The following is a 26997-nucleotide window of genomic DNA, read 5'->3' on the forward strand; positions in this document are numbered from 1 at the left end:
CCCGGGCAGCGCCTGGCGGCGACCTCATGAACGTTTCAATCCCAGGAGTATCCCGTGGCTAGCGTGTGCGACGTCTGTGGCAAGGGACCGGGCTTCGGCCACAACGTGTCCCACTCGCACCGGCGGACCAACCGCCGCTGGAACCCGAACATCCAGTCGGTGCGTACCCCGGCCGGTGGCGGCAACACCAAGAAGATGCAGGTCTGCACCTCCTGCATCAAGGCTGGCAAGGTCACCCGCGCCTGACGCGGTAGGCCCCACCTTCACACTCGTCATTGCCGGCGGGCCGACACGGCCCGCCGGCTCTGTCGTGTCCGGACGACGCCGTCCACGGCTCGTTCCCGTGCTCGGCGACCGGCCCGAGCACCGAGGTGAGCGCCCGTCGTCCCGGCGGTGCGCCGCCCGACGCCCGTCCGCGCGGCGCGGCGCGAGCGGGGCGCGGTCGAGCGTCCCGCGCCGGGAGCCCGGGCGGGCCCCCGGCGCGGGACGAGTCAGAGCGTGCGGCCGAAGGAGATGCAGCCCGGGGCGTCCCGGTAGTAGCCGAAGTTCGGGATCCGGTCGTAGCCGGCCGCCGTGTACAAGGCGATCGCCTCGGGCTGCTTGTCGCCGCACTCCAGGACGATCCGCTTGCGCCCGTGCTCCCGGGCCGAGCGCTCCACCGCCGCCAGCACCGCCCGGGCCACGCCCCGGCCCCGGGCCGCCAGCGCGGTGTACATCCGCTTCAGCTCGGCGGTGTCGCCCTCGTCACCGTGGCTGCGCCAGCCGCCGCAGCCGACCGGCTCGCCGCCGAGGTGGGCGACGAGGAAGGCACCGGCGGGCGGCTCGAACTCGCCCGGGTCGACGGGGGTCTCGTCGCCGCTGCCGCCGTACCGGGCGCCGAGGTCGGCCAGTGCGGCGCGGATCAGCCGCTGCGCCATCGGCGAGTCGAAACGCTCGGCCCGAATCTCGATCTCACTCACGGGGTAAAGGGTACGACGCCGAACGGCCCTTACCGGAAGTGGTCCCAGCCAGCGGGTCCTTCGTGCGGCTGCCCGTCGACCGTGACGCCCGAGCCCTCCGTGACCCGCCCGATCGGCCGCCAGTCGGGTGGCAGCGCCACCGCCGACGGGAAGGTCGCGGCCAGCGCGTGGTCGTCGCCCCCGGCGAGCAGCCAGGAGTACGGGTCGACGCCGAGCGCCTGGGCGGCGTCGCGCATCTGCCGGGGCACCTCGAAGGCGTCCCGGCGCACGTCCACGGCGACCCCGCTGGCCTTCGCCACGTGCCCGAGGTCGGCGAGCAGCCCGTCCGACACGTCGATCATGGCGGTGGCGCCGAGCCGGGCGGCGTGCGGCCCCGCCGGATAGGGCACCTCGGGCCGCCGGTACGCCTCCACCAGCAGCCGGGGCGTGCGGAAGCCTCGGGAGAGCACGGTCAGCCCGGCCGCCGCGTACCCGGTGCGGCCGGCCAGGGCCAGCACGTCCCCGGGCCGCGCGCCGGAGCGCGTCACCGGCGGCCGGCCGCCGAGGTCGCCGAGGGCGGTGACCGCGATCGTCAACGTCGGGCTGGCCGACATGTCCCCGCCCACCACGCTCGCGCCGACCTTTGCCGCCTCGGCGGCCAGCCCGTCGGCGAGTTCCTCCGCCCACCCGGTCTCCAGCTCCGGCGGCATGCAGAGCGCGACCAGCAGCGCGGTCGGCTGCGCCCCCATCGCGGCGATGTCGGCCAGGTTCGCCGCCGCCGCCCGGTGGCCGACGTCACGCGCGCCGGACCAGTCCCGCCGGAAGTGCCGCCCCTCCACCAGCACGTCGGTCGAGGCCACGACCCGGGCGTCCGGGGCGGCCACCACCGCCGCGTCGTCCCCGGGACCGAGCAGAACGGTCGATCCGTACGACAACCGGGCGGTCACCCGATCGATCAGGCCGAACTCGCCGACCCCCGCGACACTCATGCCGCCCCTCCGCCGTGCTCGCTCACCGCTTCTCCTTGACCACCGATAGGGATCAGACCTGGTCCGTAAGGTACTTTCTCCCTTCGGGCCGCTCCGCAGGCGGCGACGGACGGAGGTCGAGTCGTGGTACAGGCGTACATCCTCATCCAGACCGAGGTCGGCCGGGCGCGTGACGTGGCCGGTCTCATCTCGGACCTCGCCGGCGTGGTACGCGTCGACGCCGTCACCGGGCCGTACGACGTGGTCGTGCTCACCGAGGCGAACACCGTCGACGAGCTCGGCAAACTCATTGTCAGCAAGGTGCAGATGGTGCCCGGCATCACCCGCACCCTCACGTGTTCGGTGGTGCGCCTGTAAGTGGACAAGATCACTGACTCTGCCGTGACCGATTCCGCCCAGCCGGACGAGGCCGCCCCCGACCGGCCGGCCGCCGACCGGACGACCCGTGGCGCCGCGCTGATCGCGACGCTGGTCGCGCTGCCGGTCACCCTGCTGGTGGGCGGCCTCGCGTTCGCCCAACTCTCCCCCGACGAGCGGGCCGAGCCGGCCGCCACGCCGAGCGCGACCGCCACCACCGCCGGCCCGCGCTCCACCGCCCCGGTCGAGATGGCCGCGCCGGTGCTGGCCGAGCGGCCCGCCATTGTCTGCCGCGCCCTGCTCTCGCAGCTGCCGCCCACGGTCAACGACCTCCCGCAGCGCCCGGTAACGGCCGGCCCGGAGCAGAACGCCGCGTACGGCGACCCGGCGGTCACGGTCGCCTGCGGCGGCGCGGAGCCGACCGTCGGCGAGACGGAGGACGTCTGGACGGTCAACCGGGTCTGCTGGTACGCCACCGAGCAGGCCGACGCCACCGTCCTCACCACGCTGGACCGGGAGACCGCCGTCACGGTCCGCGTGCCGCGCTCCTACGGACAGGCGTTGCAGTGGGTCGCTCCCGTCTCGGACACCATCGTGGCCTCGGTGCCCTCCGGCGGCGGCGCTCCCAGCGGCTGCCGGAACTGACCGACGCTCCCCCCGGCCCCCGCCGGGCGTGAGCGGCAGAAGGGCCCCTTCCGCACGGCGGAGGGGGCCCTTCTGCGACTCGTCAGTGCAGGCCGACGCCGCGGTGCAGGGCGGTGCGGATGAGGCGGTGGACCAGCTTCGGGTACTCCAGCCCCGACGCCGCCCACATCCGGGGGAACATCGACGTCGGGGTGAAGCCCGGCATGGTGTTGATCTCGTTGAGGTAGACGTCCAGCTCCGGGGTGACGAAGAAGTCGACCCGGGCCAGCCCGGCGCAGTCGAGCGCGGTGAAGGCGCGCACGGCGTACTCCTGGACCTGGCGGGTCACCCGCTCCGGCAGGCCGGCGGGGATGTCGTACTCGCAGGCGGACTCGGAGTCGATGTACTTCGCCTCGAAGTCGTAGAAGTCGTAGTCCCCGACCACCCGGACCTCGGCGAGCACGGACGCCTCCGGCACGCCGCCGGCCTCGCCCTCCAGCACGCCGCACTCGATCTCGCGGCCGACGATCGCGCCCTCGACGAGCACCTTCGGGTCGATCCGGCGGGCGGTGGCGACCGCCGCGTCCAGGGCCGCCCAGTCGTCGACCTTGCTGATGCCGAACGACGAACCGGCCCGGGACGGCTTCACGAACACCGGCAGGCCGAGCCGCTCCTTGTCCGCCTCGCTCAACGTCATCCCGTTGCGCAGCACCGCGTACGGGCCCACCGGGATGCCCTCGGCGGCGCAGAGCTTCTTGGTGAACTCCTTGTCCATGGCGGCGGCGGAGGCGAAGACGTTCGCCCCGACGTACGGGATGCCGGCCATCTCCAGCATGCCCTGGATGGTGCCGTCCTCGCCGTAGGCGCCGTGCAACACCGGGAAGACCACGTCGACGTCGGCGAGCGCCCGGGGACCCTCGGTGGGGTCGAGCACCATGAGCCCGTTGCCGGTCGGGTCGGCGCGCAGCACGATGTCGGTGCCGGACTCGGCGGTGATCTCCGGCAGCCGGCGCGCGTCGATCGCCAACCGGCCGGGGTCGCCGTCGGTCAGCACCCACTGGCCGGCCCGGGTGATGCCCACCGGCACCACCTCGAACTCGTCCGGGTCGAGGGCGCCGAGCACGCTGCCGGCGCTGACGCAGGAGATGCCGTGCTCCGGGCTGCGGCCGCCGAAGACGATCGCCACGCGGGTCCTGCCTGGGGTGGTCACTGCGTCACCTCTTCGTACGCGACTGCTCCGGTCGTGGCGCTCACGCGGTTGACCTTACTGTGCGTGGCGGGCGCGGGATGCCGATACCCGGGGAGAGCCGAGCGGCGGCAGCAATCGGTCAACAAAGGATATACGTTGCGTAACCACCCGTACGGCCGCGACGGCCGCCGGTCGGTGCGGTGACCGCCGCGCGGACCGGCCACCGCGCCCCGCCGGCCCGATCCCGTGCGCAGCCGGAATCCGGGGCGGTGACGGCACCGGCCGCCCACTACGCTGCACGTCCTATGAGCGCTGATCCCCTCATCGAGTCCCTGTCGGCGGCCCTGGACGCCCGCCCCGACGACCTGCCGCTGCGGCTGCACCTCGCCGCGCTGCTGCTCGACGCCGGCCGGGCCGGGGAGGCGATCGCGCAGGTCGGGCAGGCGCTCGCCCGGGATCCGGGAAACGCCCAGGCGCAGGCGTTGATGCAGCGGGCGCTCGGTGGCTCCGTACCGCCGCCGCCCCCGGCGGATCCGCGACCGCCGGCGCAGCGGCCCGCGCCGGCCGGGCCCGGCGGTCCCGCCGCGACCGCCGACCAGGACCCCCTCGCGGCCTACGAGCGGGAACTGGCCGACGTCGTGCCGCCGCGGTTCGCCCGCGCCGGCGACGAGCCGGAGCCGGTGGCCGGCCATTCCGACCGGGTGTACGACGTGGAGAACTCCGGCATCCGGCTGGCCGACGTGGGCGGCATGTCGGCGGTCAAGGAACGGTTGGAACTGGCCTTCCTCGGCCCGCTGCGCAACCCGGAACTGCGCAGGATGTACGGCAAGAGCCTGCGCGGCGGCCTGATGCTCTACGGCCCGCCCGGCTGCGGCAAGACGTTCCTGGCCCGGGCGGTCGCCGGGGAGATGGGGGCGAAGTTCATCTCGCTCTCCATCGTGGACGTGCTGGACATGTGGATGGGCAACTCGGAGCGGAACCTGCACGAGCTGTTCCAGGCGGCCCGCCGCAACGCGCCCTGCGTGCTCTTCCTCGACGAGGTCGACGCGCTGGGACACAAGCGCTCGCAGGTCGGCTCCAGTTCGATGCGGACGCTGGGCAACCAGCTGCTGGCGGAGCTGGACGGGATGGAGGGCAGCAACGAGGGGGTCTTCGTGCTGGCCGCCACCAACACCCCGTGGGACGTCGACCCGGCGCTGCGCCGGCCCGGGCGGCTCGACCGGGTGGTGCTGGTGCTGCCGCCGGACGCCGAGGCGCGCCGGTCCATCCTGGAGTACCACCTGCGGGAGCGGCCGATCGCGGGGATCGACCTGCGGAAGATCGTGGCGGCCACCGAGGACTACTCGGGCGCCGACCTGGCCCACCTCTGCGAGACGGCCGCCGAGTTCGCGATGGCCGACTCGGTGCGCAACGGCGAGGTGCGGATGATCGAGCACCGGGACCTGGAGCGGGCCGTCAAGGAGGTCCGGCCGTCGACGAAGCCGTGGATGGCCACCGCCCGCAACGTGGCGATGTTCGCCAACGAGGGGGGCGTCTACGACGACCTGGTCGCCTACCTGAAGCGGCGCAGGATGCTGTGACGCCGGACGGCCCGGCGGGGCGCCGGGCCGCGCCTCCCGCCGGGCCGGGCCGCCTGCCGGGTGGGTCTTCCGCCCGGCGGGGCCGCCTCCGGTGACCGCACCGCGCTCGGCCGTGTCAGCCGCGCGCGTGCCGCCGGCCGATGGCGATCACCTTGACCCGCTGCCGGCCGGCCCGCACCATGCCGAGCGCCATGAACGCGCCCGCGATCCGGTCCGCCGCCTCCCGGCTGCTCGCCCCGACCACCTGGCGGCGCCGCTCGGGGCAGTTGCGTTCGTCGCGGCCGGCGCCCTCGGCCGGGCGCACGTCGGTGAGCACCACCAGGAACCGCGTCATCGGTGCCCGCCGGGGTGGTCGGCGCGGACCTGTCGACCAGTACGCACGTCGCATCCCTTCCGGCAGGCGGGCCACGGGCGTGGCACGCGGCGATCGGGTACGGGGGAGAAACCCGATCGCCGCGCGCCCCATCCCCTCCGGTCACTCACCGCCACCGTCGCCACGACAACCGGCGGTGAGGACGCGATGACAGATTGACATGTCCACAGCCATGAATGCAACTCTCATCGACGTTCTCTCATCTACACCTTCCCGCGAAGATGTGCGACGATCGATGCATGGCTCCCAAGACCGCTCGTGCCCGCCGACTGGGCATCGCGCTGCGCACCCACCGGGAAGCCGCCGGCCTGACGCTCGAGGCGGCGGCGGACGAGATCAGCAGCACCCGCAGCACCCTGTCCCGCTACGAGAACGCGCAGACGCTGGTCAGCCCCGCCACCGTGCGCGCCCTGCTCACCCTCTACGGCGTCGGCCCCGACGAGGTCGCCGCCGCCGTGCAGCTGGCCAAGGACGCGCGCAAGCCCGGCTGGTGGGTGTCGTACTCGTACCTGCTGGACCGGCGCACCATCGACTTCATCGCGCTTGAGGCCGAGGCGACCGGGATCGCCAACTTCGAGCCGTCGGTGGTCCCGGGCCTGCTGCAGACCGCCGACTACGTCCGGGGCGTGATGCGGGGCGGCCCGCACACCCTCGGCGACGACGAGGTGGAGCAGCGGGTCCAGTTCCGGCTGGACCGGCAGCAGCGGCTCACCGGTGACCAGCCGCCGATCCTCGACGCCATCATCGACGAGGGCGCGCTGCTGCGGCCCGTCGGCGACCGGTCGGTGATGGAGGCGCAGCTGCACCACCTGGTCAAGATGGGCGAGCTGCCCAACATCACGGTCCAGGTGATCCCGCTCGCCGCCGGCTACCACCGGGGCACCCGGGGCTCCCTGCACATCCTGGAGTTCCCGGACCCGGAGGACCCGATCATCGCCTCGGTCGAGACGGTGGCCGGGCAGATGGTCCTCGACCGACCGGGCGACCTGCGTACCTGCACCAAGATCATGGAGCACCTGCGGACCGTCGCGCTCAGCCCGGCGGACAGCCGCGACCAGCTCCTCCAACTCCTGAAGGGACGGTAGGACCATGACACCGACGAGCAACGCGGCGCTGGCCGTCGCGCGGTGGCGCAAGAGCAGCCGCAGCGGCGACGAGGGGGCGTGCGTGGAGATGGCGGTGCTCCCGGGGACGGTCGCCGTCCGCGACTCCAAGGACCCGTCCGGCCCCGCGCTGCTCTTCCCGCCGGCCGCCTGGGCCGCCTTCGTCGGGGCCCCGCCCGGACACTGACCCTCCCTCCGGGGGCGCCGGCGCGCCCGCTGACCACGTCGCGCCGGCGCCCCGCCGGCGGCGGTCCCACCGTTGGGAGCCGGTGGGGCCGTCGCCCGGCGGGTCAGCCCGTGACCACGGGGCGGGGCGCGGGGCCCGCGCGCAGCGCCTCCAGCGCCGCGATGGCCACGCCCCGGGCGCCGGCCATGTCCCGCTCGGGCACCAGGGCGAAGGTGGCCGACGCGGCCTGCTCCTCCCGCAACACGGTGTGCTCGCGCACCGTCGCGAGGAACCAGTCCCGGAACTCCGGGGCCGCCTCCACCACCCCGCCCCCCACGAAGTACGCGTGCGGATCGGTGAAGTTGGCCGCGACGGTGAAGAGGCGGCCCAGCGCCATCGCCTGCTGGGTGAAGACCTCCCGGGCCAGCGCGTCGCCGCGCTCCCCGTAGCCCCGGACCAGCTTGGCCGCCCGCTCCGGCGGCTCGGCGGCCAGCGGGTGGTCGGGAAACCGTCCCAGCCAGTACGGCAGCAGGTTCCGCCCGATGGCGGTCAGCGAGGCCACGCTCTCCGCGTCCCCGGCGAAGCCGCAGGCGCACGTCGGCACCGGCTGGTCCGGCGCGAGCAGCCCCGTCAGCGGGATGTGCACGTGACCCAGTTCGCCGGCCATCCCCGCCGCCCCGGCGACCACCCGGCCGGCCTCGACCACGCCGCCGCCCAGCCCCGTGCCGACGATGGCCGACACCGACGAGCGGCGCATCGCCTCCGCGCCGAAGTGCGCGTGGTGGGCGTAGAGCGCGGCGGCGTTCCCGTCGTTGTGGTAGACCACCGGCAGCCCGAGCCGCCGCTCCAGCGCGGTCCGCACGTCGTAGCCGCGCCAGGCGGGCTGGGAGAAGTTGGTCGACCCACGGGAGGAGATCACCCCGGTCGCGCTCGCCGGCCCCGGCGTGTCCAGCCCGACCGCGCGCACCGACCCACGGGGCACCCCGGTCAACGCCAGCACCCCGTCGAACGCGCGGGCCAGCGCCTCGATCGCCGCCGTCGGGCCGGCGCGCACCTCGCTCGGGTTCTCCACCAGCCCGTCCACCAGGAACCGGCCGTCCACGGTGAGCACCGTGGCGTTGTTGCTGGTGCCGCCGTTGTCCAGCCCGACGACCACCGGCACGTCCGTACCGCCCACGACAACCGCCTCCCGCCGCCACGCCTGCCGTGAGGCTAGTTCCCCCTTGCCGCCCCCGCCAGGTCGCGCCCGCCGCCGGACCGGCGGAGCGGGGTCAGGCCGGGCGGGAGGTCAGGCCGGGCGGCGGGCCGTGACGGCGGTGGCGTCCCGGTCGTCGTCGCGGGTCACCGTGGGGTGCAGGCCCACGGCGGTCAGCACCGCGCGGAGCGCGTCCAGCTGCGCCTCCCCCGCCTCCACCACCAGGTGCCCGCCCGGGGCCAGCCAGCGCGCCGCACCCTCGGCGACGCGGCGCAGCACCGCCAGCCCGTCCGGTCCGCCGTCGAGGGCCACCGGCGCCTCGTACAGCCGGGCCTCCGGCGGCATCAGCGCCACCGCCGCCGTCGGCACGTACGGGGCGTTGGCCAGCACCAGGTCCAGCCGGCCCCGCCAGCGCACCGGCAGCGGGTCGTACAGGTCGCCCTCGAAGACCGGGACGGCCAGCGGCCCCAGGTTGCGCCGGGCGCAGGCCACGGCGGCGGGGTCCACGTCGGCGGCGGCCAGCCAGCGCGGCGCGAGCCGGCGGGCCAGCGCCACCGTGGTGGCGCCCGAACCGCAGCACAGGTCCACCACGGCCGCCGCCGGCCCGGTCACCGCGACGGCGGCGTCGACCAGCAGGGCGGTACGCGCACGCGGCACGAACACGCCGGGGTCGACGGCTATCCGCTCGCCGCAGAACTCGGCCCAGCCGAGCACGTGCTCCAGCGGCAGCCCGGCGACCCGGCGCTCGACCAGGCCGGCCAGCGCCTCGGCCGAGTCGGCGGCGGCGATCAGCAGCTCCGCCTCGTCCTCGGCGTAGACGCAGCCGGCGGCGCGCAGCCGGTGCACGAGGGCGGGCCGGTCGGGGCGGAAGGGGAAGACGGTCATGGGAGAACCTCCGGGAACGCTCGTCGACGCTCCCGGCCCGCCGGAGTCAGCCGGCGTGGCGTCGGAGGGGAGCGTCGGTCCTGCCTGTCGGGTGGATCGGACTCACCTCCTCCGGTCGGGCCCGGCGCGGGCCACGGACGGCCCGGCGCGGACCACCGTCACGATAGCCCCACGGAGTCGGGTGCTCAGCGGCTGGCGTCCAGCGCGGCGGCCACGTCGGCGACCAGGTCGACGGCGTCCTCGACCCCGCAGGAGAGCCGGACGAAGCCGGGCGGGGTGTCGTCGCCCCACTGGGCCCGCCGGTCGGCGCTGGTGTGCAGGCCGCCGAAGGAGGTGGCCGCGGCGACCAGCCGGGCCGCGTCGAGGAACCGCGCCACCCGCCCGGCGTCGCCGAGGTCGAAGGAGAGCACCCCCGGGATCCGTCGCATCTGGACCGCCGCCACCGCGTGGGCCGGGTCGCCGGGCAGTCCCGGCCAGCGCAGCCCGGTCACGTCGTCGCGCCCCGCGAGCAGCTCGGCGAGGGCCCGCGCGTTCGCGGTCTGCCGGGCCAGCCGCAGGTCCAGGGTGGCCAGCGACCGGTGCGCGAGCCAGGCGTCGAACGCGCCCGGCACCGCCCCGGTGGCGTTCCGCCAGGCGGTGACCGCGTCCCGCAGCTCGGCCGAGCGGGTCGCGACGTAGCCGAGCAGCAGGTCGGAGTGCCCCGTCAGGGCCTTGGTCCCGGAGGCCACCACGACGTCGGCGCCCAGGTCGAGCGGACGCTGCCCGAGCGGCGTGGCCGTGGTGTTGTCGACCGCGACCAGGGCGCCGGCTTCGTGCGCCCGGGCGGAGAGCGCCGCCACGTCGGCGACGTCCAGGCCGGGGTTGGCCGGGGTCTCCAGCAGCACCAGGCGTACGCCGTCGAAGGCCGGGTGCGGGCCGGCGGTCGGGGCGAGGAGCACCCGCACCCCGACGCCCTCCAGCGTGTCGGCGGCGAAGGCCCGGACGGGGAAGTATCCGTCCGACGGGAGCACCACGGTGTCCCCCGGCCTCAGCACCGCCAGCAGCAGCCCCGTGATCGCGGCCTGCCCGCTGGCGAAGACCCGGCACTCGCCCCCCTCCAGCTCCCCCACCGCCGCCTCCAGCAGCCGCCGGGTGGGGTTGTCGGGCCGGCCGTAGCCGTCGGGCGCCGCCGCCGGCCCCGCCCACGGGTCCAGGTGGTACGGCGCGGCGAACACCGGCCCGGGCAGGAACGGCTGGCCGGGAGCCGGCTCGGGCAGGCCGGCGCGTACGCAGCGGGTGCCGTCCTGGTGCTCGCTCACGTCGCTCACTCCGGCTTCGTCGTCCGGCTCATCAGGGCCTCGACGGCGAGCCGCGGGTCCATGCCCTCGTGGCAGACCAGCTCGACCTGCTCGGTGATCGGCATCTCCACCGCGTGCGCCCGGGCCAGGTCGCGCAGGGCCAGCGCGCTCTTGACGCCCTCGGCGGTCTGCCGGGTGGCGACGCGGGCCTCCTCCAGGGTCGCGCCCCGGCCCAGGTGCTCGCCGAAGGTGCGGTTGCGGGCCAGCGGCGACGAGCAGGAGGCGACGAGGTCGCCCATCCCGGCCAGGCCGGCGAAGGTGAGCGGGTCGGCGCCCAGGGCCACCCCGAGCCGGGCCGTCTCGGCCAGTCCCCGGGTCACGAGCATGGCCCGGGTGTTGTCGCCGAAGCCCATCGCCACGGCGATGCCGTACGCCAGGGCGATCACGTTCTTGACCGCGCCGCCCAGCTCGCAGCCGATCACGTCGTCGTTGGTGTACGGGCGGAAGTAGGGCGTGGTGATGGAGCGCTGCACCAGCGTCGCCCGGTCGGCGTCGGTGCAGGCGACCACGGTGGCGGCGGGCTGCTCGGCGGCGATCTCCGGGGCCAGGTTGGGGCCGGAGACCACCACCACCCGGTCCGCGGCCACCCCGGCGGTCTCCACGATCACCTCGCTCATCCGCTTGGTGGTGCCGAGCTCGATGCCCTTCATCAGCGACACCAGGGTGGCGTCCGGGTGCAGGTGCGCGGTCCACTCGGCCAGGTTGCCGCGCAGCGTCTGCGACGGCACGGCCAGCACCACCAGCTCCGCCCCGGTGATCGCCTCGACAGCGTCCCCGGTCGCCGTGACCCGGGACGGCAGCGGCACGTCCGGCAGGTACTCCGGGTTGCGCCGCTGGGCGCGGATCGTGTCGGCGACCGCCTGCCGGCGGGCCCAGACGGTGACGTCCCGACCGGCGTCGGCGAGGATCTTGGCGAACGCGGTGCCCCACGAGCCGGCACCCAGGACCGCGACGTGCCCGCTCACGCCGCCGCCTCCGGCCGCCGCCGCTCGCCGGCCGGGCGGGCCGTCCGTTCCCACAGTGGTGGCGGGGTGCCGCCCCGGATCTCGCCGAGCATGTCACGAAGGCGCAGCATGATGGTGTCGGTCATCTCCTCGAGGACGGCCTTCGTCGGGGTCGACCCGGCCCACCGGCTCAGGTCGACGGGCGGCCCGGCGACCACGGTCACCGGGATCCGGGGGCGCGGGTCCAGTCGGGCCCGGCGCGGGTCGAAGATCCGCTCCGGCCCCCACATGACGACCGGGACCACCGGCGCCCCGGTGGCGAGCGCGAGCCGGGCGGCGCCGGTCTTGCCCTTCATCGGCCACAGGTCCGGGTCGCGGGTGATGGTGCCCTCCGGGTAGATCACCACCGCGCCGCCCTGGTCGAGCGCGGCGACGAGGTGCTCCAGCGACCGCACCGCGTCCACGGTGTTCCGCTCGACCGGGATCTGCCGGCAGCGGTGCAGGATCCAGCCGATCACCGGGACCCGGAACACGCTGGCCTTGCCGAGGAACTGCGGCCAGCGGCCGGCGTCGTAGACGAAGTGCGCCGCGACGAGCGGGTCTGCGTGCGAGACGTGGTTCGGCACGATGATCACGCCGCCCTCGCGGCGCAGGTGCTCCATGCCGCGCCAGGTGCGCCGCGTCCAGACGGTCATCACGGGCTTGACCAGCACCACGGCGAACCATTGCCAGAACCCCAGCCTCCGCCGTGTCACCGCGCCTCCTCGTGCCGCCCGACCCGCACCGGATCCGCACCCGGTGACGCCCGCAGCGGAAATCATGCCTGCTCGACCCGGGTCCGGCCAGAGAGGGTACCGCCGTGCGGCTGGCAGGATGGCGGTGTGAGTCAGCCGAGGTGGACCGTGGTGGTGCCGGTGAAGCGCCTCGCCGCCGCGAAGAGCCGACTGCGGGGGGCGCTGCCGGCCGTACCCCACGAGGAGCTGGCGCTGGCCCTGGCCGCCGACACGGTCGCCGCGGTGCGGGCCTGCCCGGCGGTGGCCGGGGTGCTGGTCGTGACCGACGACGCCCGCGTGACCGAGGCCGCCCGCCGCGCGGGCGCCCGGACGCTGCCTGACACCCCCGCCGCTGGGCTGAACGCCGCCTTCCGGCACGGCGCGTCGGCCGCGGGCGGCGGCTGGGTGGCCGGGCTCACCGCCGACCTGCCCGCGCTGCGCCCGGCCGAGCTGGCGGCGGCCCTGCGCGCGGCGCGGGCCGCGCCCCCGGGCGTACGCGGGTACGTGGCCGACGCCCCCGGCCAGGGCACCGTGCTGCTGGCCGCGCCGCCGGGCGTGCCCCTGGACCCCCGCTTCGGGCTCGGCTCGGCCGCCGCGCACGCCGCGAGCGGGGCGCTCGCGCTCACCGGGGACTGGCCGAGCCTGCGCCGGGACGTGGACACCGCCGACGACCTGGCCGCGGCGGCCCGGCTCGGGCTGGGGCCCCGCACGGCCGCGCTGGCCGCCGCCGGCTGCCCGGCCTGAGGACGTGTAGCGTGCGGGGCATGCAGGGCACGGTGGCCACCTACGACGCGGCGACCCGCAGCGGGACGCTGCTCCTCGACGACGGCACCGAGCTGGCCTTCCCGGCCCGGGCGTTCGACGCCTCCGGCCTGCGGCTGCTCCGCCTCGGCCAGCGGTTGCGCGTCGAGACCGACGCCGCCGGCGAGGTCGTCCGGGTGACATTGCCGACGATGGCCTGAGCGGCTGGTCGAAGTTCATTTTGCGTTAACCGCATCCGGGTGATTATGGGCGGGTGAGCACCCCTCGCAAGCACCCCGCCAACCGACCGCACACCGACCCGGCCGCACCCCGCAACGGCGCCCGGTCCCGGGGCGCCGACGGCCGCTTCCACGCCGACGGATCCGCCGGAACCCCCGGGACGGAGGCCGCCGGGACCGACGCGGCGAGCGCCTCCGCCGGTCTGGAGGAGGTGCTGGACCCGGTGCCCGGCCCGCCCGCCGAGGCGGCGTCGCCGCAGCCGACGCCGGACCCCGGGGACGAGCCGCCCGCGGCGGAGCCGCTGCCGGAGGACCGCTTCCTCAACCGGGAGCTCTCCTGGCTCGACTTCAACGCCCGGGTGCTGGCGCTCGCCGAGGACCCGCGCACGCCGCTGCTGGAGCGGGCCAAGTTCCTGGCCATCTTCGCCAGCAACCTCGACGAGTTCTACATGGTGCGGGTCGCCGGGCTGAAGCGCCGGCTCCAGGCCGGCCTGCCGGTACGCGGCGGGGACCGGATGCCGCTGCGCACCCAGCTGGAGTTGGTCGCCGGGAAGGCCGCGACGCTGGTGGCCCGGCACTCGGCCTGCTTCACCGACGAGGTGCTGCCGAAGCTGGCCGCCGAGGACATCCGGATCCTGCGCTGGGCCGACCTGGACCACCCCGAGCGGGAACGGCTGCGCGCGTACTTCCGGGAGCAGATCTTCCCGGTGCTGACCCCGCTGGCGGTGGACCCGGCGCACCCCTTCCCGTACATCTCCGGGCGGTCGCTCAACCTCGCCGTGGCCGTCCGCGACCCGGACGGCGGCTCCGAGTACTTCGCCCGGGTGAAGGTGCCGAACAACGTGCCCCGCTTCGTCCGGGTGCACCGCGACCTGCCGGGCGTGCGGATGCTGCCGGTGGAGGACCTGATCTCGGTGCACCTGGGGCAGCTCTTCTCCGGCATGCGGGTGGTCGAGTGCCACCTGTTCCGCGTCACCCGCAACGCCGAGGTGGAGGTCGACGAGGACCGCGACGAGGACCTGCTCCAGGCGCTGGAGCGGGAGCTGGCCCGGCGCCGGTTCGGCCCGCCCGTCCGGCTGGAGGTGGCCGCCTCGATCTCCGAGCACGTGCTGGAGCTGCTCGTCCGCGAGCTGGACATGCACGACCAGGAGGTGCTGCGGGTGCCCGCCCTGCTCGACCTCTCCGCGCTCTGGCAGCTCTACAACGAGGCCGACCGGCCGGACCTGAAGGATCCGCCGTTCGTGCCGGCCACCCACCCCCGGCTCACCGAGGGCGAGGTGCCACGCAGCGTCTTCGCGACCCTGCGCGACGGCGACATCCTGGTCCACCACCCGTACCACTCGTTCGCCACCAGCGTGCAGCGCTTCATCGAGCAGGCCGCCGCGGACCCGGACGTGCTGGCCATCAAGCAGACGCTCTACCGCACCAGCGGCGACTCCCCGATCGTGGACGCGCTCGTCGACGCGGCGGCCGCCGGCAAGCAGGTGGTGGTGCTGGTCGAGCTGAAGGCGCGCTTCGACGAGGTCGCCAACATCGGCTGGGCGCGCACGCTGGAACGCGCCGGCTGCCACGTCGTCTACGGCCTGGTCGGGCTCAAGACGCACTGCAAGACGGCGCTGGTGGTACGCCAGGAGGGCAACCAGATCCGCCGCTACTGCCACATCGGCACCGGCAACTACCACCCGAAGACCGCCCGGCTCTACGAGGACTTCGGCATGCTCACCGCCGACCCGGAGATCGGGGCCGACCTGACCGACCTGTTCAACGTGCTCACCGGCTACAGCCGGCAGACCGCGTACCGCCGGCTGCTGGTGGCGCCGCAGGGCATCCGCAGCGGGCTCATCGAGCGGATCGAGCGGGAGATCGCGCACGTCCGGCTGGGCATGCCCGGGCTCGTGCAGATCAAGGTGAACTCGCTGGTCGACGAGGAGATCACGGACGCGCTCTACCGGGCCTCCCGGGCCGGCGTCCACGTGGACCTGGTGATCCGGGGCATGTGCACGCTGCGGCCGGGGGTGCCCGGCCTGTCGGAGAACATCCGGGTCCGCTCGATCCTGGGCCGGTTCCTGGAGCACTCCCGGATCTTCCGGTTCGGCAACGACGGCGACGCCGAGTTCTGGATGGGCTCGGCCGACCTGATGCACCGCAACCTGGACCGCCGGGTCGAGGCGCTGGTGCGGGTGAGCGACCCGGTCGCCCGGGCCGAACTGGACCACGTGCTGACCGCCGCGATGAGCCCCGACGTGGACGCGTTCGAGCTGGCGCCGGACGGGACCTGGAGCCGGCGTACCGGCACGGCCGGGGAGCCGCCGGTCCACCTCCAGGACATGCTGCTGCGTCGTGTCGGTGGCACGGCGGGCTGACCGGTACCCGCATAGGCTGACCTGATGCTGGATGAGCGGGACGCGGCCGGCCCCGGTCGGGGCTGGCCGACCGGGGTCCCCGACACGACGCCCCCGATCCGGGCGGCGGGCGGTGTCGTGTGGCGGCCCGCCGACGGCCCCGGATCGGCCGCGGGGCCGGCCCCCGGGGGCGTGGACGCCGCCCGCGCGCCGCGCGGCGGGGTGCTGGTCTGCCTGGTGCACCGGCCCCGCTACGGCGACTGGTCGCTGCCCAAGGGCAAGCTGGAGCGGGGCGAGCATCCGCTGCTCGCCGCCGTCCGCGAGGTGGCCGAGGAGGCCGACGCCCGGGCCGTGCCGCAGGTGCGGCTGCCCACCGTGCGCTACCGCAGCGAGGGCCGCCCGAAGGTGGTCGACTACTGGTCGATGCGGGCGGTGGCCACCGGCGGCTTCCAACCGGCGACCGAGGTCGACGACGTGCGCTGGCTCGGCGTGGACGAGGCGATCCGGCTGGTCAGCTACCCGCACGACGCCGAGGTGCTGGCCGCGTTCGCGGCGCTGCCGACGGTCACCGGGACGGTGGCGGTCGTCCGGCACGCCCACGCCGGCAAGCGGGCCACCTGGTCGGGCCCGGACACCGGCCGGCCGCTCGACGCCCGGGGCTGGGCGCAGGCCCACGCGCTCGCCCCGCTGGTGGCGCTGGTCCGCCCGGTACGCCTGCTGTCGGCCTCGGCCCGCCGCTGCGTGCAGACCCTCGACCCGGCGGCGGCCCTGCTGGACCTGCCGATCGAGGTCGACGGCGACCTGGACGAGCCGCGGCCGGGCCAGCAGCCCGACGAGTGCGCGCTGGCCGCCGCCGCCCGCCTGGCCGCGCTGGCGGCCACCGGCGAGGCGGCGGGGGTGTGCAGCCAGGGCAAGGTGATCCCGGGCGCCCTGGCCCGGCTCAGCGGGCGGCCGGACGACTTCACCACCCCGAAGGGCGGCGGCTGGCTGCTCGCCTTCACCGGCGACCGCCTGCTCGCCGTCGACCGCCTCTGACGGTGCGGGCCCGGGGGCGGATCGCCGCCGAGCGGCCCGGGCGGGCGGGGGTCAGGCCGGCGGCAGGGTCAGGGTCACCGTGACCGGCAGGTGGTCGCTGGCCGTTCCGGGTGGGGCCGCCGCGTCGCCGGCCGCCAGGTCGGGCGTGACGAGGACGTGGTCGATCTGCTGGCGCGGGGCGTCCGCCGGGCTGGTCGGCAGGGGCCGGGCGGCGGCCAGCGCGTCGACCAGGCCGGCCCGGGTGAACTCGGCGAACGCCGGGTCGCCCGGCTCGGTGTTCAGGTCGCCGGCGACCACCAGGGGCCGGCCGGCCGCGTACCGGACGGCGAAGTCGGCGACCGCGCGGGCCTGGACCACCGGGTCCTGGCCGGGCGGCGGTTGCAGGTGGGTGGCGACCACCGCGAGGCGGACGTCCTCGCTGAAGTCGATCGTGACGCCGAGGGCCTGCGCCCCGGTGGGCGCGCCGACCGCCGGCAGCGGCCGGGTCCGCGCCGCGTCCAGGGGCCACCGGCTCAGCACGGCGTCGCCCCAGAGCGGGTCGGCGGCCGGCGCGAAGACGTACGGCATGTCCAGCCGCTCCCCCAGCAGGTCGAGCGTGTCGTGGCCGCCGTTGAGCAGCCAGCCCCGGTCCACCTCGCCGAGTACCACGACGTCGGCCCCGGCGACGGCCCGCGCCAGCGCGTCCGGGTCGAAGCGGCCGTCCATGCCGAACCCCATCCGGACGTTGTACGCCGCCACCCGCACCGTCTCCGGCGGCCCGTCCCGGTTGGTGGCGGACAGCAGCTCGTCGCTCGCGACCGCGGCCACCAGCGTCAGCACGGCGGCCGAGGCGGCCGTCCACACCGGCGGCAGCGGCGAGCGGAGCGGGCCCGGGGTGGGCCGGGTCGCCAGGGCGACGGCCGCGACCAGCACCGCCACCGCCACCGGCACCCCGGCGTTGGGGTGGCCGAGGTCGTAGGCGGCGTAGTAGGCCACCGCCGCGACGGCGAAGACGAGCATCCCGGCGACGGCCGCGTACCCGCGCCGCCCGGCCGCCCGTGCCGCGTCCTGCCCGGCGCGCCCGCCGCCGTGCACGGCCGGGGCTGCGGCGTCGTCGGCGACCCGGCCGTCCGCCGCGCCGGCCGACGCCAGGCACGCGCCGAGACCGACGGCGGTGAGCAGGACGGCCGGCAGCAGCAGTTCCCCGCGTTCGAGGGCGACGAGGACGGCCCCGCCGACCAGGGCCGCCGGCCCCGGCCACCGCCAGGCCCCCCGGCGGGGGGACGCCAGCGCGGCGAGCAGGAAGCCACCGACCGCCACGGCGAGCGGGGCGGGGCCGAACAGCGGCACCGTGGCCACCCCCACCTCGTCGGCGGGGTCCGAGCGCAGCAGACCGAACTGGTACGACGTCGCCGTCCGGGCGACCGCCGGGGAGAGCGCCACCATGCCGGCGAGCAGCAGCGCCGGCCCGGCCAGCAGCCAGCCCCGTACGCCGCCCGCCCCCGCCGGCGGCGCGGGCCGCGCCTGCCCCGCCAGGAAGAGGCCCGCGACCACGACGGCCAGCAGCCACGCCGGCCAGTCGCCGAGGAACGCCGAGCGGTACGTGTCGAGCACCGTGTGCAGGAGAGCGCCGACCGCCAGCCCGAGCGCCAGCCCGGGCACGGGGCGGTCGGTGCCGGCGGCGACCCCGGCGAGCCAGACCAACCCGGCCAGCAGCCCGGCCGTGGCGAGCCAGAGCTGGAGCCGCCCGCCCGGCTGGCCGTTGACGGCGAGCCGCGCCACGACCAGCAGCACCGCGGCGACGAGCGTGACGGGGCGGGCGCCGACCCGGCGGACCAGCGCGGGCGCGGCCAGGGCGAGCAGGAACCAGCCGAACGCGAACGCACCCAGCAGTTCGGCGGGGGTCGAGGCGGCCTGCCCGAAGATGGTGATGACCGCCGGCAGGAAGACGCGCAGCACGTCGACCAGGAGCACGACGCCCAGGGCGAGGGTGACGGTGGGGAAATGGCGGTAGCGCACCGGGGCTGCCTTTCGCCGACCGGAAGGGGTGCGGCGATTCTGCGGGCGCGGCACGGTCGCGGTCAACGGTCGGGGCGGACACGGCGAAGGGCGCCCACCGGCCGGTGGGCGCCCTTTTCGTACCGCTCGGCTCAGCGCTTGGTCGCGGCCTTCTTGGCCGGCGCCTTCTTCGCCGCCGCGCTCTTGCTCGCCGTCGCGGCGGTCTTCTTCGCCGCCGTGGCCTTGGTCGCCGCGGTGGTCTTCTTCGCCGGGGCGGCCTTGGTGGCCGCGGTCTTCTTCGCCGCGGTGGTCTTGCTCGCCTTCGCCGCGGGGGCCTTCTTGGCCGCCGTGGTCGCCTTGGCCCCGGTCGCCTTCGCGCCCGCCGCCTTGGCTCCGGTCGCCTTGGCTCCGGTCGCCTTGGCTCCGGTCGCCTTGGCCCCGGCCGCCTTCGCCCCGGTGGCCTTCGTCCCGGTGGCCTTGGCACCCGTCGTCTTGGCCGCCGCGGTGGTCTTGGCGGCGGCCGTGGTCTTGGCGGCGGCCGCCGTGGTCTTCTTCGCCGCCGCCGTGGCCTTCGGCACCTTGCCGCTGGCCACCATCTCCTTGAATCCGGCGCCGGGACGGAAGGTCGGGACGGATGTCTTCTTGACCTTCACCGCCTCGCCGGTCCGCGGGTTGCGCGCTGTTCGGGCGCCCCGGACGCGCTTTTCGAACGCTCCGAATCCGGTGATCGCCACCTTCTCGCCCTTGGTGACCGCCGCCTGGACCTCAGCGAGGACCGCGTCGAGCGCGGCCGTCGCCGTCTTCCGGTCCCCCAGGCGAACGGCGAGCGCCTCGATGAGCTCGGCCTTGTTCACGACTTCCTCCCGATTGTGCAACTGACTCGACGCGAGCCATTCTGCGCGCACGGTATGCCCTGTGCTGCCGGGACACAAACATTCGGTCGAAAAAAGCCCTTGTGTCGTAACGGATTCGCCCCCGCCGGTGAGACCGGCGGGGGCGGAAACCGCTGTGGGATCGGGCGTACGGCTAAGCGACCGAGGGCAGGAACGGCGGCCGGGTGGTCTCGAAGGCGCTGATCTCCGCCTCGTGGCGGAGGGTGAGTCCAATGTCGTCCAAGCCCTCCAGCAGCCGCCAGCGGCTGAAGTCGTCCAACGGGAACGACCAGGTGGCCTCTCCGACCCGCACCTCGCGGGCGGTCAGGTCGACGGTGACCGGGGTGGTCGGGTCGGCCTCCACCAGATCCCAGATCTCCTCGACCGCCTTCAATTCCAGCTCGACCGGGAGCAGACCCTCCTTGAGCGCGTTGCCCCGGAAGATGTCGCCGAAGCGGGGTGAGATCACGGCCCGGAAGCCCCAGTCGCGCAGCGCCCAGACCGCGTGCTCCCGGGAGGAGCCGGTGCCGAACTCGGGACCGGTCACAAGAATCGACGCACCGGAATGGGTGCGATCGTTGAGCACGAATTCCGGGTCCTCGCGCCAGGCGCTGAACAAGCCGTCCGCGAAACCGGTCCGGGTCACCCGCTTGAGGTACACGGCGGGGATGATCTGATCGGTGTCCACGTTGGACCGCCGCAGCGGCACGGCGGTGCCCGTGTGGGTGGTGAACCTCTCCATCTGGGTGCCCTTCTACAGGTCGGCGGGAGCGGCCAGCCGGCCCGCCACGGCGGTGGCGGCGGCGACCGGCGGGGAGACCAGGTGGGTGCGTCCGCCCCGGCCCTGGCGGCCCTCGAAGTTGCGGTTGGAGGTCGAGGCGGAGCGCTGGCCCGGCGAGAGCGTGTCCGGGTTCATGCCCAGGCACATGGAGCAGCCGGCGAAGCGCCACTCGGCGCCGGCGTCGGTGAAGACCTTGTCCAGCCCCTCCGCCTGGGCCGCCTCGCGCACGGCGGCGGAACCGGGCACGACCAGCATCCGCACCCCGTCGGCCACCCGGTGCCCGCGCAGCACGTCAGCGGCGGCCCGGAGGTCCTCCAGCCGCCCGTTGGTGCAGGAGCCGACGAAGACCACGTCGACCGCGAGGTCCCGCAGCGGGGTGCCGGGGCGCAGGTCCATGTACTCCAGCGCCCGCCGGGCGGCGGTCCGCTCGGCCTCGGTGACGAACTCCTCGGGCGTGGGCACCACCGCGCCCAGCGGCGCGCCCTGACCCGGGTTGGTGCCCCAGGTGACGAACGGGGTGACCGCGCCGGCGTCCAGGGTCACCTCGGCGTCGAAGGTGGCGCCCTCGTCCGTGGGCAGGGTCCGCCACCAGGCGACCGCCGCGTCCCAGTCCGCGTCCTTCGGGGCGTTCGGCCGCCCCTTCAGGTACGCGAAGGTGGTCTCGTCCGGCGCGATCATGCCGGCCTTGGCGCCCCACTCGATGGACATGTTGGCGATGGTCATCCGCCCCTCCATGGACAGCGACCGGATCGCCTCGCCGCGGTACTCGACGATGTGCCCGCGACCGCCGCCCGTGCCGACCTGGGCGATCAGCGCGAGCACCAGGTCCTTGGCGGTGACCCCCGGGGCGAGCCGCCCGGTCACGTTCACCGCCATCGTCTTCGGCCGGCTCTGCGGCAGCGTCTGGGTGGCCAGCACGTGCTCGACCTCACTCGTGCCGATGCCGAACGCGAGCGCGCCGAACGCGCCGTGGGTGGCGGTGTGCGAGTCGCCGCAGACGATGGTCATGCCGGGCTGGGTGACGCCGAGCTGCGGGCCGATGACGTGCACGATGCCCTGGTTCTCGTCACCCAGCGGGTGCAGCCGGACGCCGAACTCGGCGCAGTTGCGGCGCAGCGTCTCGATCTGGGTGCGCGAGGTGGGGTCGGCGATGGTGAGCAGGTCGCCGCGCCGCCGCTGGAACGACGGGTCCGCGTACCCCGTCGGGGTGTTGTGGTCCTCCGTCGCGAGCGTGAGGTCGGCGCGGCGCACCCGGCGCCCGGCGAGGCGCAGCCCGTCGAAGGCCTGCGGGCTCGTCACCTCGTGCAGCAGGTGCAGGTCGATGAAGAGCAGATCGGGCTCGCCCTCGGCGGACCGTACGACGTGCGCGTCCCAGACCTTCTCGGCCAGGGTCCTCGGCTCGGTAGTAGTGACTCCCACCATCTGGACATCCTAAATTCTGGGAGGTAAGTTTCGGCTTGTGGGACACAGTATGAGCGGTGTCGGCGTTCTCGACAAGGCGGTGGTCATCCTGGCCGCCTGCGTCGACGGCGCCAGCCTGGCCGAACTCGTTGAACGCACCAAGCTGCCCCGGGCCACCGCGCACCGGCTGGCGCAGGCGCTGGAGATCCACCGGATGCTGGTCCGGGACACCCAGGGGCGCTGGCGTCCCGGCCCGCGCCTGGGTGAGCTCGCCAACGCCGCACCGGACGTGCTCCTGACGGCGGCGGAGCCGCTGCTGGCGGCGCTGCGGGACGCCACCGGCGAAAGCGCCCAGCTCTACCTGCGCCGCGCCGACGAGCGCATCTGCGTGGCCGCCGCCGAGCGGGCCAGCGGCCTGCGGGACACCGTGCCGGTCGGCTCGGTGCTGCCGATGACGGCGGGCTCCGCGGCGCAGATCCTGCTCGCCTGGGAGCCGCCCGAGGCCGTGATGCCGCTGCTGCCCCGGTCGAAGTTCACCGGCCGCACCCTGGCCGAGGTACGCCGCCGCGGCTGGGCGCAGAGCGTCGCCGAGCGCGAGGCCGGTGTGGCGAGCGTCTCGGCCCCGATCCGCGACCGCACCGGTCGGGTCATCGCCGCGATCAGCATCTCCGGCCCGATCGAGCGCCTGGGCCGCCGCCCCGGCGAACGCCACGCGATGGCCGTGGTCCGGGCCGGCCAACGCCTCTCCGGCCTCTGACCCCCCGACCCACCCCCACCCCGCCACCCCGCCCACCCCGGCCCGGCGGGCCCTCGCCCTGCCGGCCCCCGCCGGCCCCGCCCGGGCGCCGATCAAGAGGTTTGCGTCCGCTCCGGCACCGAACCGGGACGCAAACCTCTTGATCACCTGATCGACAGCGCCACGGCCAGCCGGGACGGGGGCGGGACGCCTTCGTCCCGCCTTGCCCCGGTGATCATGAGGTTGGCGGCGGAGATGATCTCCAGCACTGCCGCCAACCTCATGATCACCGGCGCTTGAGCGGCGGGGCGGGGCGGGGGCGGGGGGCTGCGGGGGGAAATGCGGAACGGCCCGTCCCATTGGGGTGGGACGGGCCGTTCCTTCTGTAGCCCCGACCGGATTCGAACCGGCGCTACCGCCTTGAGAGGGCGGCGTCCTGGGCCGCTAGACGACGGGGCCAAGACTTTACTGCTTCCACCGCCCTTCCGAGCGGTGCCGCTGTAGTCTAGCGGCGTCCCCTCGGGGGCGGAAATCGGGGCGGCCGGCACCGGGCGACACGAGACCGGGACACCGGCACCGGGCGACCGACCGGTCGGGCCGCCCGCAGAGGCGCGCCCGCGGGGGCGACCGACACCGGGCGGACACGAGACCGGGGCACCGGCACCGGCACCGGCACCGGGCGATCGACCGGTCCGGCCGCCCGTGAGGGCGATGACACAAACACGGGACATGCGGAACGCGCGGGACATGCGGAACGGCCCGCCCCACCGGAGTGGAACGGGCCGTTCGAGTGTCGTAGCCCCGACCGGATTCGAACCGGCGCTACCGCCTTGAGAGGGCGGCGTCCTGGGCCGCTAGACGACGGGGCCAGAACTTGCTTGCGGCACCGCTCTGCCGAGCGGCGCCGCTGGACTCTATCAGAGAGAACCCCGATCCCCTGACGGGAACCGGAGTCGTCTCCTACGAGATCCAGCGCCCGAGACTCTTGCGAACCTCGGCTGCGCTGGGGTACCAGGACTCGAACCTAGACTAACTGAACCAGAATCAGTCGGGCTGCCAATTACCCCATACCCCATTGGCCCCTTGCGGTGCCGGGAGCAAACTTTACCCTCCCGGCGCCGGCAGGCCAAATCGAGCCCCCCAAACCGCCCCTGAACTGCGGAAACGGGTCTCGACGCGGATCAGGCGACGGGCACCACCGGGTTGGTCAGCTCCCCGATCCCCTCGATCCGCACGGTGACCGTATCCCCGTCCACCAGCGGGCTAACCCCCGCCGGCGTGCCGGTGAGCACCACGTCGCCGGGCAGCAGCGTCATCACGTGCGAGACGTACGACACCAGGGCCGGCACGTCGAAGACCATGTCGCTGGTCCGGCCGAGCTGGCGGACCTCCATCTCCTCCGGATTGCGACCCACCTCACAGCGGATCTCCAGGTCGCGGACGTCGAGCCCGGTGGTGATCCACGGCCCGATGGGGCAGAACGAGTCGAAGCCCTTGGCGCGGGTCCACTGGCCGTCGGAGCGCTGGAGGTCCCGGGCGGTGACGTCGTTGGCGCAGGCGTAGCCGAAGATGGCCCGCTCCGCGGCGGCCCGGTCGGCCCGGCGGGCACCCGGCGCGCCGATCACCACGGCGAGCTCGGCCTCGTGCTCGACCTGCTTGGAGAAGATCGGCAGCCGGATCGCGTCGCGGGGCCCGATCACGGAGGTGGACGGCTTGAGGAAGAGCAGCGGCTCCTTCGGTACCTCGCTGCCGTGCTCGGCGGCGTGCTCGGCGTAGTTGCGGCCGACGCAGACGACCTTGCTGGGCAGGATCGGCGAGAGCAGGCGGACGTCCGACAGCGCCCAACGGGCACCGCTGAAGGTGATCTGGCCGAACGGGTGGCCCTCGATCTCGGCGACGGTCAGGCCCTGCGGGCCCGCCTCCGGCTCGCCCTCGACGACCCCGAACGACATTCCCTTGGCATGAGCAAAACGAGCGATACGCACCAGGCCAATCTAGCCCCGGCCACCCGCGCCCCGGCCGAGGCGGGAAGGTGGCGCACCGGACGGCCGACGGCGCGCCCGGGAACCCGGGGAGGGCGCGCACCCTATGCCACCGGCCGTCCGCGGGGGCGGAGTTCGCGACTTCGTACCCGCCCGGCGTCGCCGCGCCCCTAGCGTCGGCTCCGGAGGTTCGTTCGTATGCCTGCATCGACACGACACCACAGGGCCCTCGCAGTGTTCGTACACTGCCTCGGCATTCTCGCCGCCGTGCCGGCACTGCCCACGGCGGCCCGACCCGCGGCGGCCGCGCCGCCACCACCGGTGCTCGCGCCGACCCCGCAGCCGGCGATGCCGTCGGCGCCGCCGGCGGTGCCCACCCCGACCCGGGCCGCCCCGCCGGTGGCGAAGCCGCCGGTCACGGTCGCGGTGGTGCCGGAGAGCACGCCGGCGCCGCGGTACCGGATCCAGGTCCGCAACACCGGCGGCACGCCGGTGGACACCACCGTCCGGCAGGAGCTGCCGCCCGGGGCCTCGGCGACCGCCATCACCGACGGGGGCCAGGCCACCCGGAGCGCCGGGCAGTCGGCCACCGAGGTGACCTGGCAGCTGAAACTGCCCGCCCGCAGCACCACCACCCTGGGCACGGCGCTCAGCACCGCCGCCCCGGCCCGGCCGCTGACCGCGCCGGCCTGCGCCTTCGCCCGCGACGGCAGCCGGCCGTACGACTGCGCGACCGCGACCTGGCACGCGGGCGCGCCGGCCGCCGCGCCCGGGCGGTCCGAGGCGCCGCCGTGGCGCCGGACGCCGGTGCTGTTGGCCGGGCTCGCCACGGTGGCGGTGCTCGCGGTGGGCGGGGCCTGGACCTGGCGCCGGCGCCGCCGGCCGGTCGCCGCGGCCCTCTCCGGCGAGGGGCCGGGGACGGTCTACCCGCGCCCGGCCGCGCCGCGCCCCGAACAGATCCGCCGCAAGCCGTCCGTCTGGTTGATCGTCCCGGTGGCCGCCGTCGTGCTCGCCGGCACGGTGGGCACCGCCGCCTGGACGGCCACCCGCCAGGTCGCCGCCGTCGACACCGACAGCCAGCCCACCGGCGGCGCATGGATCGGCCGGGGGGTCAACGGCGCCGTCGGCGAGCCGCTGCGCGAGTCGGCGTTCGAGTTCACCGTGTACCGCGTCGCGTGCGAGCCCGGCGCGGCGGCGCGGCAGTGCGAGGCCACGGTCGGGGTGCGCAACCTCACCCCGGAGCAGCAGAGCTGGCACGGCCGGCTGCAACGGGCGTACCTGCCCGACGGCAACTTCGTCAGCACCGACGAGCAGGCGACGCGGGCGGCCAACCAGGGCCGGGACGTCTTCGCCCAGCCGATGGCGGCCGGCAGCCGGGCGGTGCTACCGCTGGTCTTCACGGTCGACGGGCAGGCGCCGCCGGAGCAGTTGGAGCTGCGCAGCGGGGTGTTCTCCGCCGGGGTCCGGGTGGACGTGCCCTGACCGGGCGCCGGGCGGCGGTCGTACCCTGGGGTCCGTGACCGCTGCCCTCGCCCCGACCACCGTGCTCGACGCGGCGCGGTGGCAGGCGTGGCGCCGCGCGCACGAGGAGCGGGTCGACGCCTGGCTCACCCCGCACCTGGCGCGCCGCCGCCGGGGCGGGAAGCACCCGGTCGAGGACTTCCTCTTCACCTACTACTCGCACCGCCCGGCCCAGTTGCGCCGCTGGCACCCCGGCGCCGGGGTGGTGCTGCGCGACGCGGACCCGGCCGGGTTCGGCCGGGACTACCGCACCACCGCCGCCGGGCTCACCCTCGACACCGCGGCGGTACGCGCGCGGCGCGCCGAGTCGATCGGGTGGATCCGGGCGCTGCTCGCGGCGACGGCCGACCGGCCCGCGCACCTCGGCTGCTTCGGGATGCACGAGTGGGCCATGGTCTACCGGCAGACCCAGGAGGAGGTACGCCACAACGCCTGGCCGCTGCGGCTCAGCCCCGAGGCGACGGCGGCCGTGGTCGAGGAGCGCGGCGTGCGGTGCAGCCACTTCGACGCGTACCGGTTCTTCACCGCGCCGGCCCGGCCGTTGAACCTGCTCACCCCGACGCGCGAGACCCAGCACGCGCACGAGCAGCCGGGCTGCCTGCACGCCAACATGGATCTCTACAAGTGGGCGTACAAGCTCTCCCCACTGGTGCCGAGCGAGCTGGTCGCGGACGCGTTCGAGCTGGCCCGGGAGATCCGCACGCTGGACATGCGCGCCTCTCCGTACGACCTCACCGCCCTCGGTTACCCGCCCGTGCGGGTGGAGACCGTCGAGGGCCGGCACGAGTACGTGCGGGCGCAGCGGTCGTTCGCGGAGCGCGCCGCGCCCCTGCGGGCGCGCCTGGTCGCCGAGTGCGACCGCCTGCTGTCGACCGTGGACGGGTGAGCGGGCCAGCCCCGCGCCCCGGGCCGGGGCA

At 75.2% G+C, this 26997-nt stretch carries 27 protein-coding genes and 3 tRNA genes; 13 read left to right on the forward strand and 17 right to left on the reverse strand.

Going from position 1 to position 26997, the window contains the following annotated elements:
* The first annotated feature begins 54 nt into the window (after nt 1–54).
* Nucleotides 55–246: a 50S ribosomal protein L28 gene (rpmB, locus tag AB0G08_RS07505; RefSeq protein ID WP_088963534.1), complete on the forward strand. Its 192-nt coding sequence runs from the start codon at nt 55–57 to the stop codon at nt 244–246.
* Between the two features lie 245 nt (nt 247–491).
* Here the strand turns inward: rpmB and AB0G08_RS07510 are convergent, their stop codons facing one another.
* A complete protein-coding gene (locus AB0G08_RS07510; protein ID WP_358084527.1) occupies nt 492–959 on the reverse strand; it encodes a GNAT family N-acetyltransferase in 468 nt (155 codons plus the stop codon).
* Between the two features lie 29 nt (nt 960–988).
* Complete coding sequence (locus tag AB0G08_RS07515; protein WP_358084530.1) at nt 989–1927, reverse strand: thiamine-phosphate kinase; 939 nt, start codon at nt 1925–1927, stop codon at nt 989–991.
* A 123-nt stretch (nt 1928–2050) separates the two neighbouring features.
* Between AB0G08_RS07515 and AB0G08_RS07520 the strand changes: the two genes are divergently transcribed.
* Both AB0G08_RS07520 and AB0G08_RS07525 read left to right on the forward strand, forming a co-directional pair.
* Nucleotides 2051–2284 carry an Lrp/AsnC ligand binding domain-containing protein gene (locus AB0G08_RS07520; protein ID WP_089001579.1) on the forward strand — a complete coding sequence of 78 codons (234 nt, stop codon included), beginning with the start codon at nt 2051–2053 and terminating at the stop codon, nt 2282–2284.
* Between the two features lie 24 nt (nt 2285–2308).
* Nucleotides 2309–2929 (forward strand): DUF3515 family protein, encoded by a 621-nt coding sequence (locus AB0G08_RS07525; protein ID WP_358084533.1) that lies wholly within the window; start codon nt 2309–2311, stop codon nt 2927–2929.
* Between the two features lie 82 nt (nt 2930–3011).
* On the opposite strand, the gene AB0G08_RS07530 is transcribed toward AB0G08_RS07525, so the two are convergent.
* Nucleotides 3012–4118: a D-alanine--D-alanine ligase family protein gene (locus AB0G08_RS07530; protein ID WP_358084536.1), complete on the reverse strand. Its 1107-nt coding sequence runs from the start codon at nt 4116–4118 to the stop codon at nt 3012–3014.
* 284 nt (nt 4119–4402) lie between these two features.
* Here AB0G08_RS07530 and AB0G08_RS07535 point away from each other — a divergent pair, with 284 nt between their 5' ends.
* On the forward strand, nt 4403–5677 hold the full coding sequence (locus tag AB0G08_RS07535) for an ATP-binding protein (protein ID WP_358084538.1): 1275 nt from the start codon (nt 4403–4405) through the stop codon (nt 5675–5677).
* Between the two features lie 115 nt (nt 5678–5792).
* Here the strand turns inward: AB0G08_RS07535 and AB0G08_RS07540 are convergent, their stop codons facing one another.
* On the reverse strand, nt 5793–6011 hold the full coding sequence (locus AB0G08_RS07540; protein WP_121396133.1) for a hypothetical protein: 219 nt from the start codon (nt 6009–6011) through the stop codon (nt 5793–5795).
* Nucleotides 6012–6289: 278 nt separating this feature from the next.
* Here AB0G08_RS07540 and AB0G08_RS07545 point away from each other — a divergent pair, with 278 nt between their 5' ends.
* Together AB0G08_RS07545 and AB0G08_RS07550 are read left to right on the forward strand one after the other, a co-directional pair.
* Nucleotides 6290–7135, forward strand: coding sequence for a helix-turn-helix transcriptional regulator (locus tag AB0G08_RS07545; protein WP_358084540.1), 846 nt, complete (start codon nt 6290–6292; stop codon nt 7133–7135).
* 4 nt (nt 7136–7139) lie between these two features.
* The gene (locus AB0G08_RS07550) at nt 7140–7340 is read left to right on the forward strand and encodes a DUF397 domain-containing protein (protein ID WP_357876029.1); all 201 of its coding nucleotides are present in this window, start codon (nt 7140–7142) and stop codon (nt 7338–7340) included.
* 103 nt (nt 7341–7443) lie between these two features.
* Here AB0G08_RS07550 and AB0G08_RS07555 read toward each other — a convergent pair whose 3' ends face one another.
* The 5 genes from AB0G08_RS07555 to AB0G08_RS07575 all read right to left on the reverse strand — a co-directional run bounded on the left by AB0G08_RS07555 (nt 7444) and on the right by AB0G08_RS07575 (nt 12435).
* Complete coding sequence (locus AB0G08_RS07555) at nt 7444–8496, reverse strand: ROK family protein (protein WP_358084542.1); 1053 nt, start codon at nt 8494–8496, stop codon at nt 7444–7446.
* A gap of 111 nt (nt 8497–8607) precedes the next feature.
* Complete coding sequence (locus tag AB0G08_RS07560) at nt 8608–9399, reverse strand: putative protein N(5)-glutamine methyltransferase (protein ID WP_358084545.1); 792 nt, start codon at nt 9397–9399, stop codon at nt 8608–8610.
* Between the two features lie 185 nt (nt 9400–9584).
* Nucleotides 9585–10697 (reverse strand): cystathionine gamma-lyase, encoded by a 1113-nt coding sequence (locus tag AB0G08_RS07565; protein WP_358084699.1) that lies wholly within the window; start codon nt 10695–10697, stop codon nt 9585–9587.
* A 5-nt stretch (nt 10698–10702) separates the two neighbouring features.
* Nucleotides 10703–11701: an NAD(P)H-dependent glycerol-3-phosphate dehydrogenase gene (locus AB0G08_RS07570; protein ID WP_358084548.1), complete on the reverse strand. Its 999-nt coding sequence runs from the start codon at nt 11699–11701 to the stop codon at nt 10703–10705.
* Nucleotides 11698–12435, reverse strand: a complete 738-nt coding sequence (locus AB0G08_RS07575; RefSeq protein ID WP_358084551.1) for a lysophospholipid acyltransferase family protein — start codon at nt 12433–12435, stop codon at nt 11698–11700. Before AB0G08_RS07575 ends, AB0G08_RS07570 begins: the two co-directional genes overlap by 4 nt.
* Before the next feature lie 126 nt (nt 12436–12561).
* Between AB0G08_RS07575 and cofC the strand changes: the two genes are divergently transcribed.
* Genes cofC through AB0G08_RS07595 form a run of 4 tightly spaced genes read left to right on the forward strand, consistent with a single transcriptional unit; the run spans nt 12562 to nt 16810 of the window.
* Nucleotides 12562–13197, forward strand: a complete 636-nt coding sequence (cofC, locus tag AB0G08_RS07580) for a 2-phospho-L-lactate guanylyltransferase (protein WP_358084554.1) — start codon at nt 12562–12564, stop codon at nt 13195–13197.
* Between the two features lie 20 nt (nt 13198–13217).
* The gene (locus AB0G08_RS07585) at nt 13218–13415 is read left to right on the forward strand and encodes a cold-shock protein (protein WP_199184673.1); all 198 of its coding nucleotides are present in this window, start codon (nt 13218–13220) and stop codon (nt 13413–13415) included.
* 53 nt (nt 13416–13468) lie between these two features.
* On the forward strand, nt 13469–15796 hold the full coding sequence (locus AB0G08_RS07590) for an RNA degradosome polyphosphate kinase (RefSeq protein ID WP_358084557.1): 2328 nt from the start codon (nt 13469–13471) through the stop codon (nt 15794–15796).
* 24 nt (nt 15797–15820) lie between these two features.
* Entirely contained in the window at nt 15821–16810 is a 990-nt protein-coding gene (locus AB0G08_RS07595; protein WP_358084560.1) for an NUDIX hydrolase, read from the forward strand.
* Nucleotides 16811–16861: 51 nt separating this feature from the next.
* Here the strand turns inward: AB0G08_RS07595 and AB0G08_RS07600 are convergent, their stop codons facing one another.
* The 4 genes from AB0G08_RS07600 to leuC form a co-directional block, all read right to left on the reverse strand.
* Nucleotides 16862–18808: an endonuclease/exonuclease/phosphatase family protein gene (locus AB0G08_RS07600; protein WP_358084563.1), complete on the reverse strand. Its 1947-nt coding sequence runs from the start codon at nt 18806–18808 to the stop codon at nt 16862–16864.
* A 131-nt stretch (nt 18809–18939) separates the two neighbouring features.
* Nucleotides 18940–19641, reverse strand: coding sequence for an HU family DNA-binding protein (locus tag AB0G08_RS07605; RefSeq protein ID WP_358084566.1), 702 nt, complete (start codon nt 19639–19641; stop codon nt 18940–18942).
* 172 nt (nt 19642–19813) lie between these two features.
* Nucleotides 19814–20401, reverse strand: coding sequence for a 3-isopropylmalate dehydratase small subunit (gene leuD, locus AB0G08_RS07610; RefSeq protein ID WP_358084570.1), 588 nt, complete (start codon nt 20399–20401; stop codon nt 19814–19816).
* A 12-nt stretch (nt 20402–20413) separates the two neighbouring features.
* Nucleotides 20414–21862 (reverse strand): 3-isopropylmalate dehydratase large subunit, encoded by a 1449-nt coding sequence (gene leuC / locus AB0G08_RS07615; RefSeq protein WP_358084573.1) that lies wholly within the window; start codon nt 21860–21862, stop codon nt 20414–20416.
* A 49-nt stretch (nt 21863–21911) separates the two neighbouring features.
* On the opposite strand from leuC, the gene AB0G08_RS07620 reads away from it, so the two are divergent.
* Nucleotides 21912–22598, forward strand: coding sequence for an IclR family transcriptional regulator (locus AB0G08_RS07620; RefSeq protein ID WP_013284529.1), 687 nt, complete (start codon nt 21912–21914; stop codon nt 22596–22598).
* Between the two features lie 365 nt (nt 22599–22963).
* On the opposite strand, the gene AB0G08_RS07625 is transcribed toward AB0G08_RS07620, so the two are convergent.
* From AB0G08_RS07625 to AB0G08_RS07640, 4 genes are all read right to left on the reverse strand, one after another.
* A tRNA-Glu gene (locus tag AB0G08_RS07625) sits at nt 22964–23036 on the reverse strand.
* Between the two features lie 337 nt (nt 23037–23373).
* Nucleotides 23374–23446: transfer RNA gene (locus AB0G08_RS07630), tRNA-Glu, on the reverse strand.
* A 134-nt stretch (nt 23447–23580) separates the two neighbouring features.
* A tRNA-Gln gene (locus tag AB0G08_RS07635) sits at nt 23581–23652 on the reverse strand.
* Nucleotides 23653–23758: 106 nt separating this feature from the next.
* Nucleotides 23759–24562: a fumarylacetoacetate hydrolase family protein gene (locus AB0G08_RS07640; RefSeq protein WP_358084576.1), complete on the reverse strand. Its 804-nt coding sequence runs from the start codon at nt 24560–24562 to the stop codon at nt 23759–23761.
* Nucleotides 24563–24757: 195 nt separating this feature from the next.
* Here AB0G08_RS07640 and AB0G08_RS07645 point away from each other — a divergent pair, with 195 nt between their 5' ends.
* Entirely contained in the window at nt 24758–26041 is a 1284-nt protein-coding gene (locus AB0G08_RS07645) for a hypothetical protein (protein ID WP_358084579.1), read from the forward strand.
* A 34-nt stretch (nt 26042–26075) separates the two neighbouring features.
* On the forward strand, nt 26076–26966 hold the full coding sequence (locus AB0G08_RS07650; RefSeq protein WP_358084582.1) for a 3-methyladenine DNA glycosylase: 891 nt from the start codon (nt 26076–26078) through the stop codon (nt 26964–26966).
* Nucleotides 26967–26997: the final 31 nt, after the last annotated feature.

Source organism: Micromonospora sp. NPDC023644, from assembly GCF_040640115.1.
Taxonomy (GTDB): domain Bacteria; phylum Actinomycetota; class Actinomycetes; order Mycobacteriales; family Micromonosporaceae; genus Micromonospora.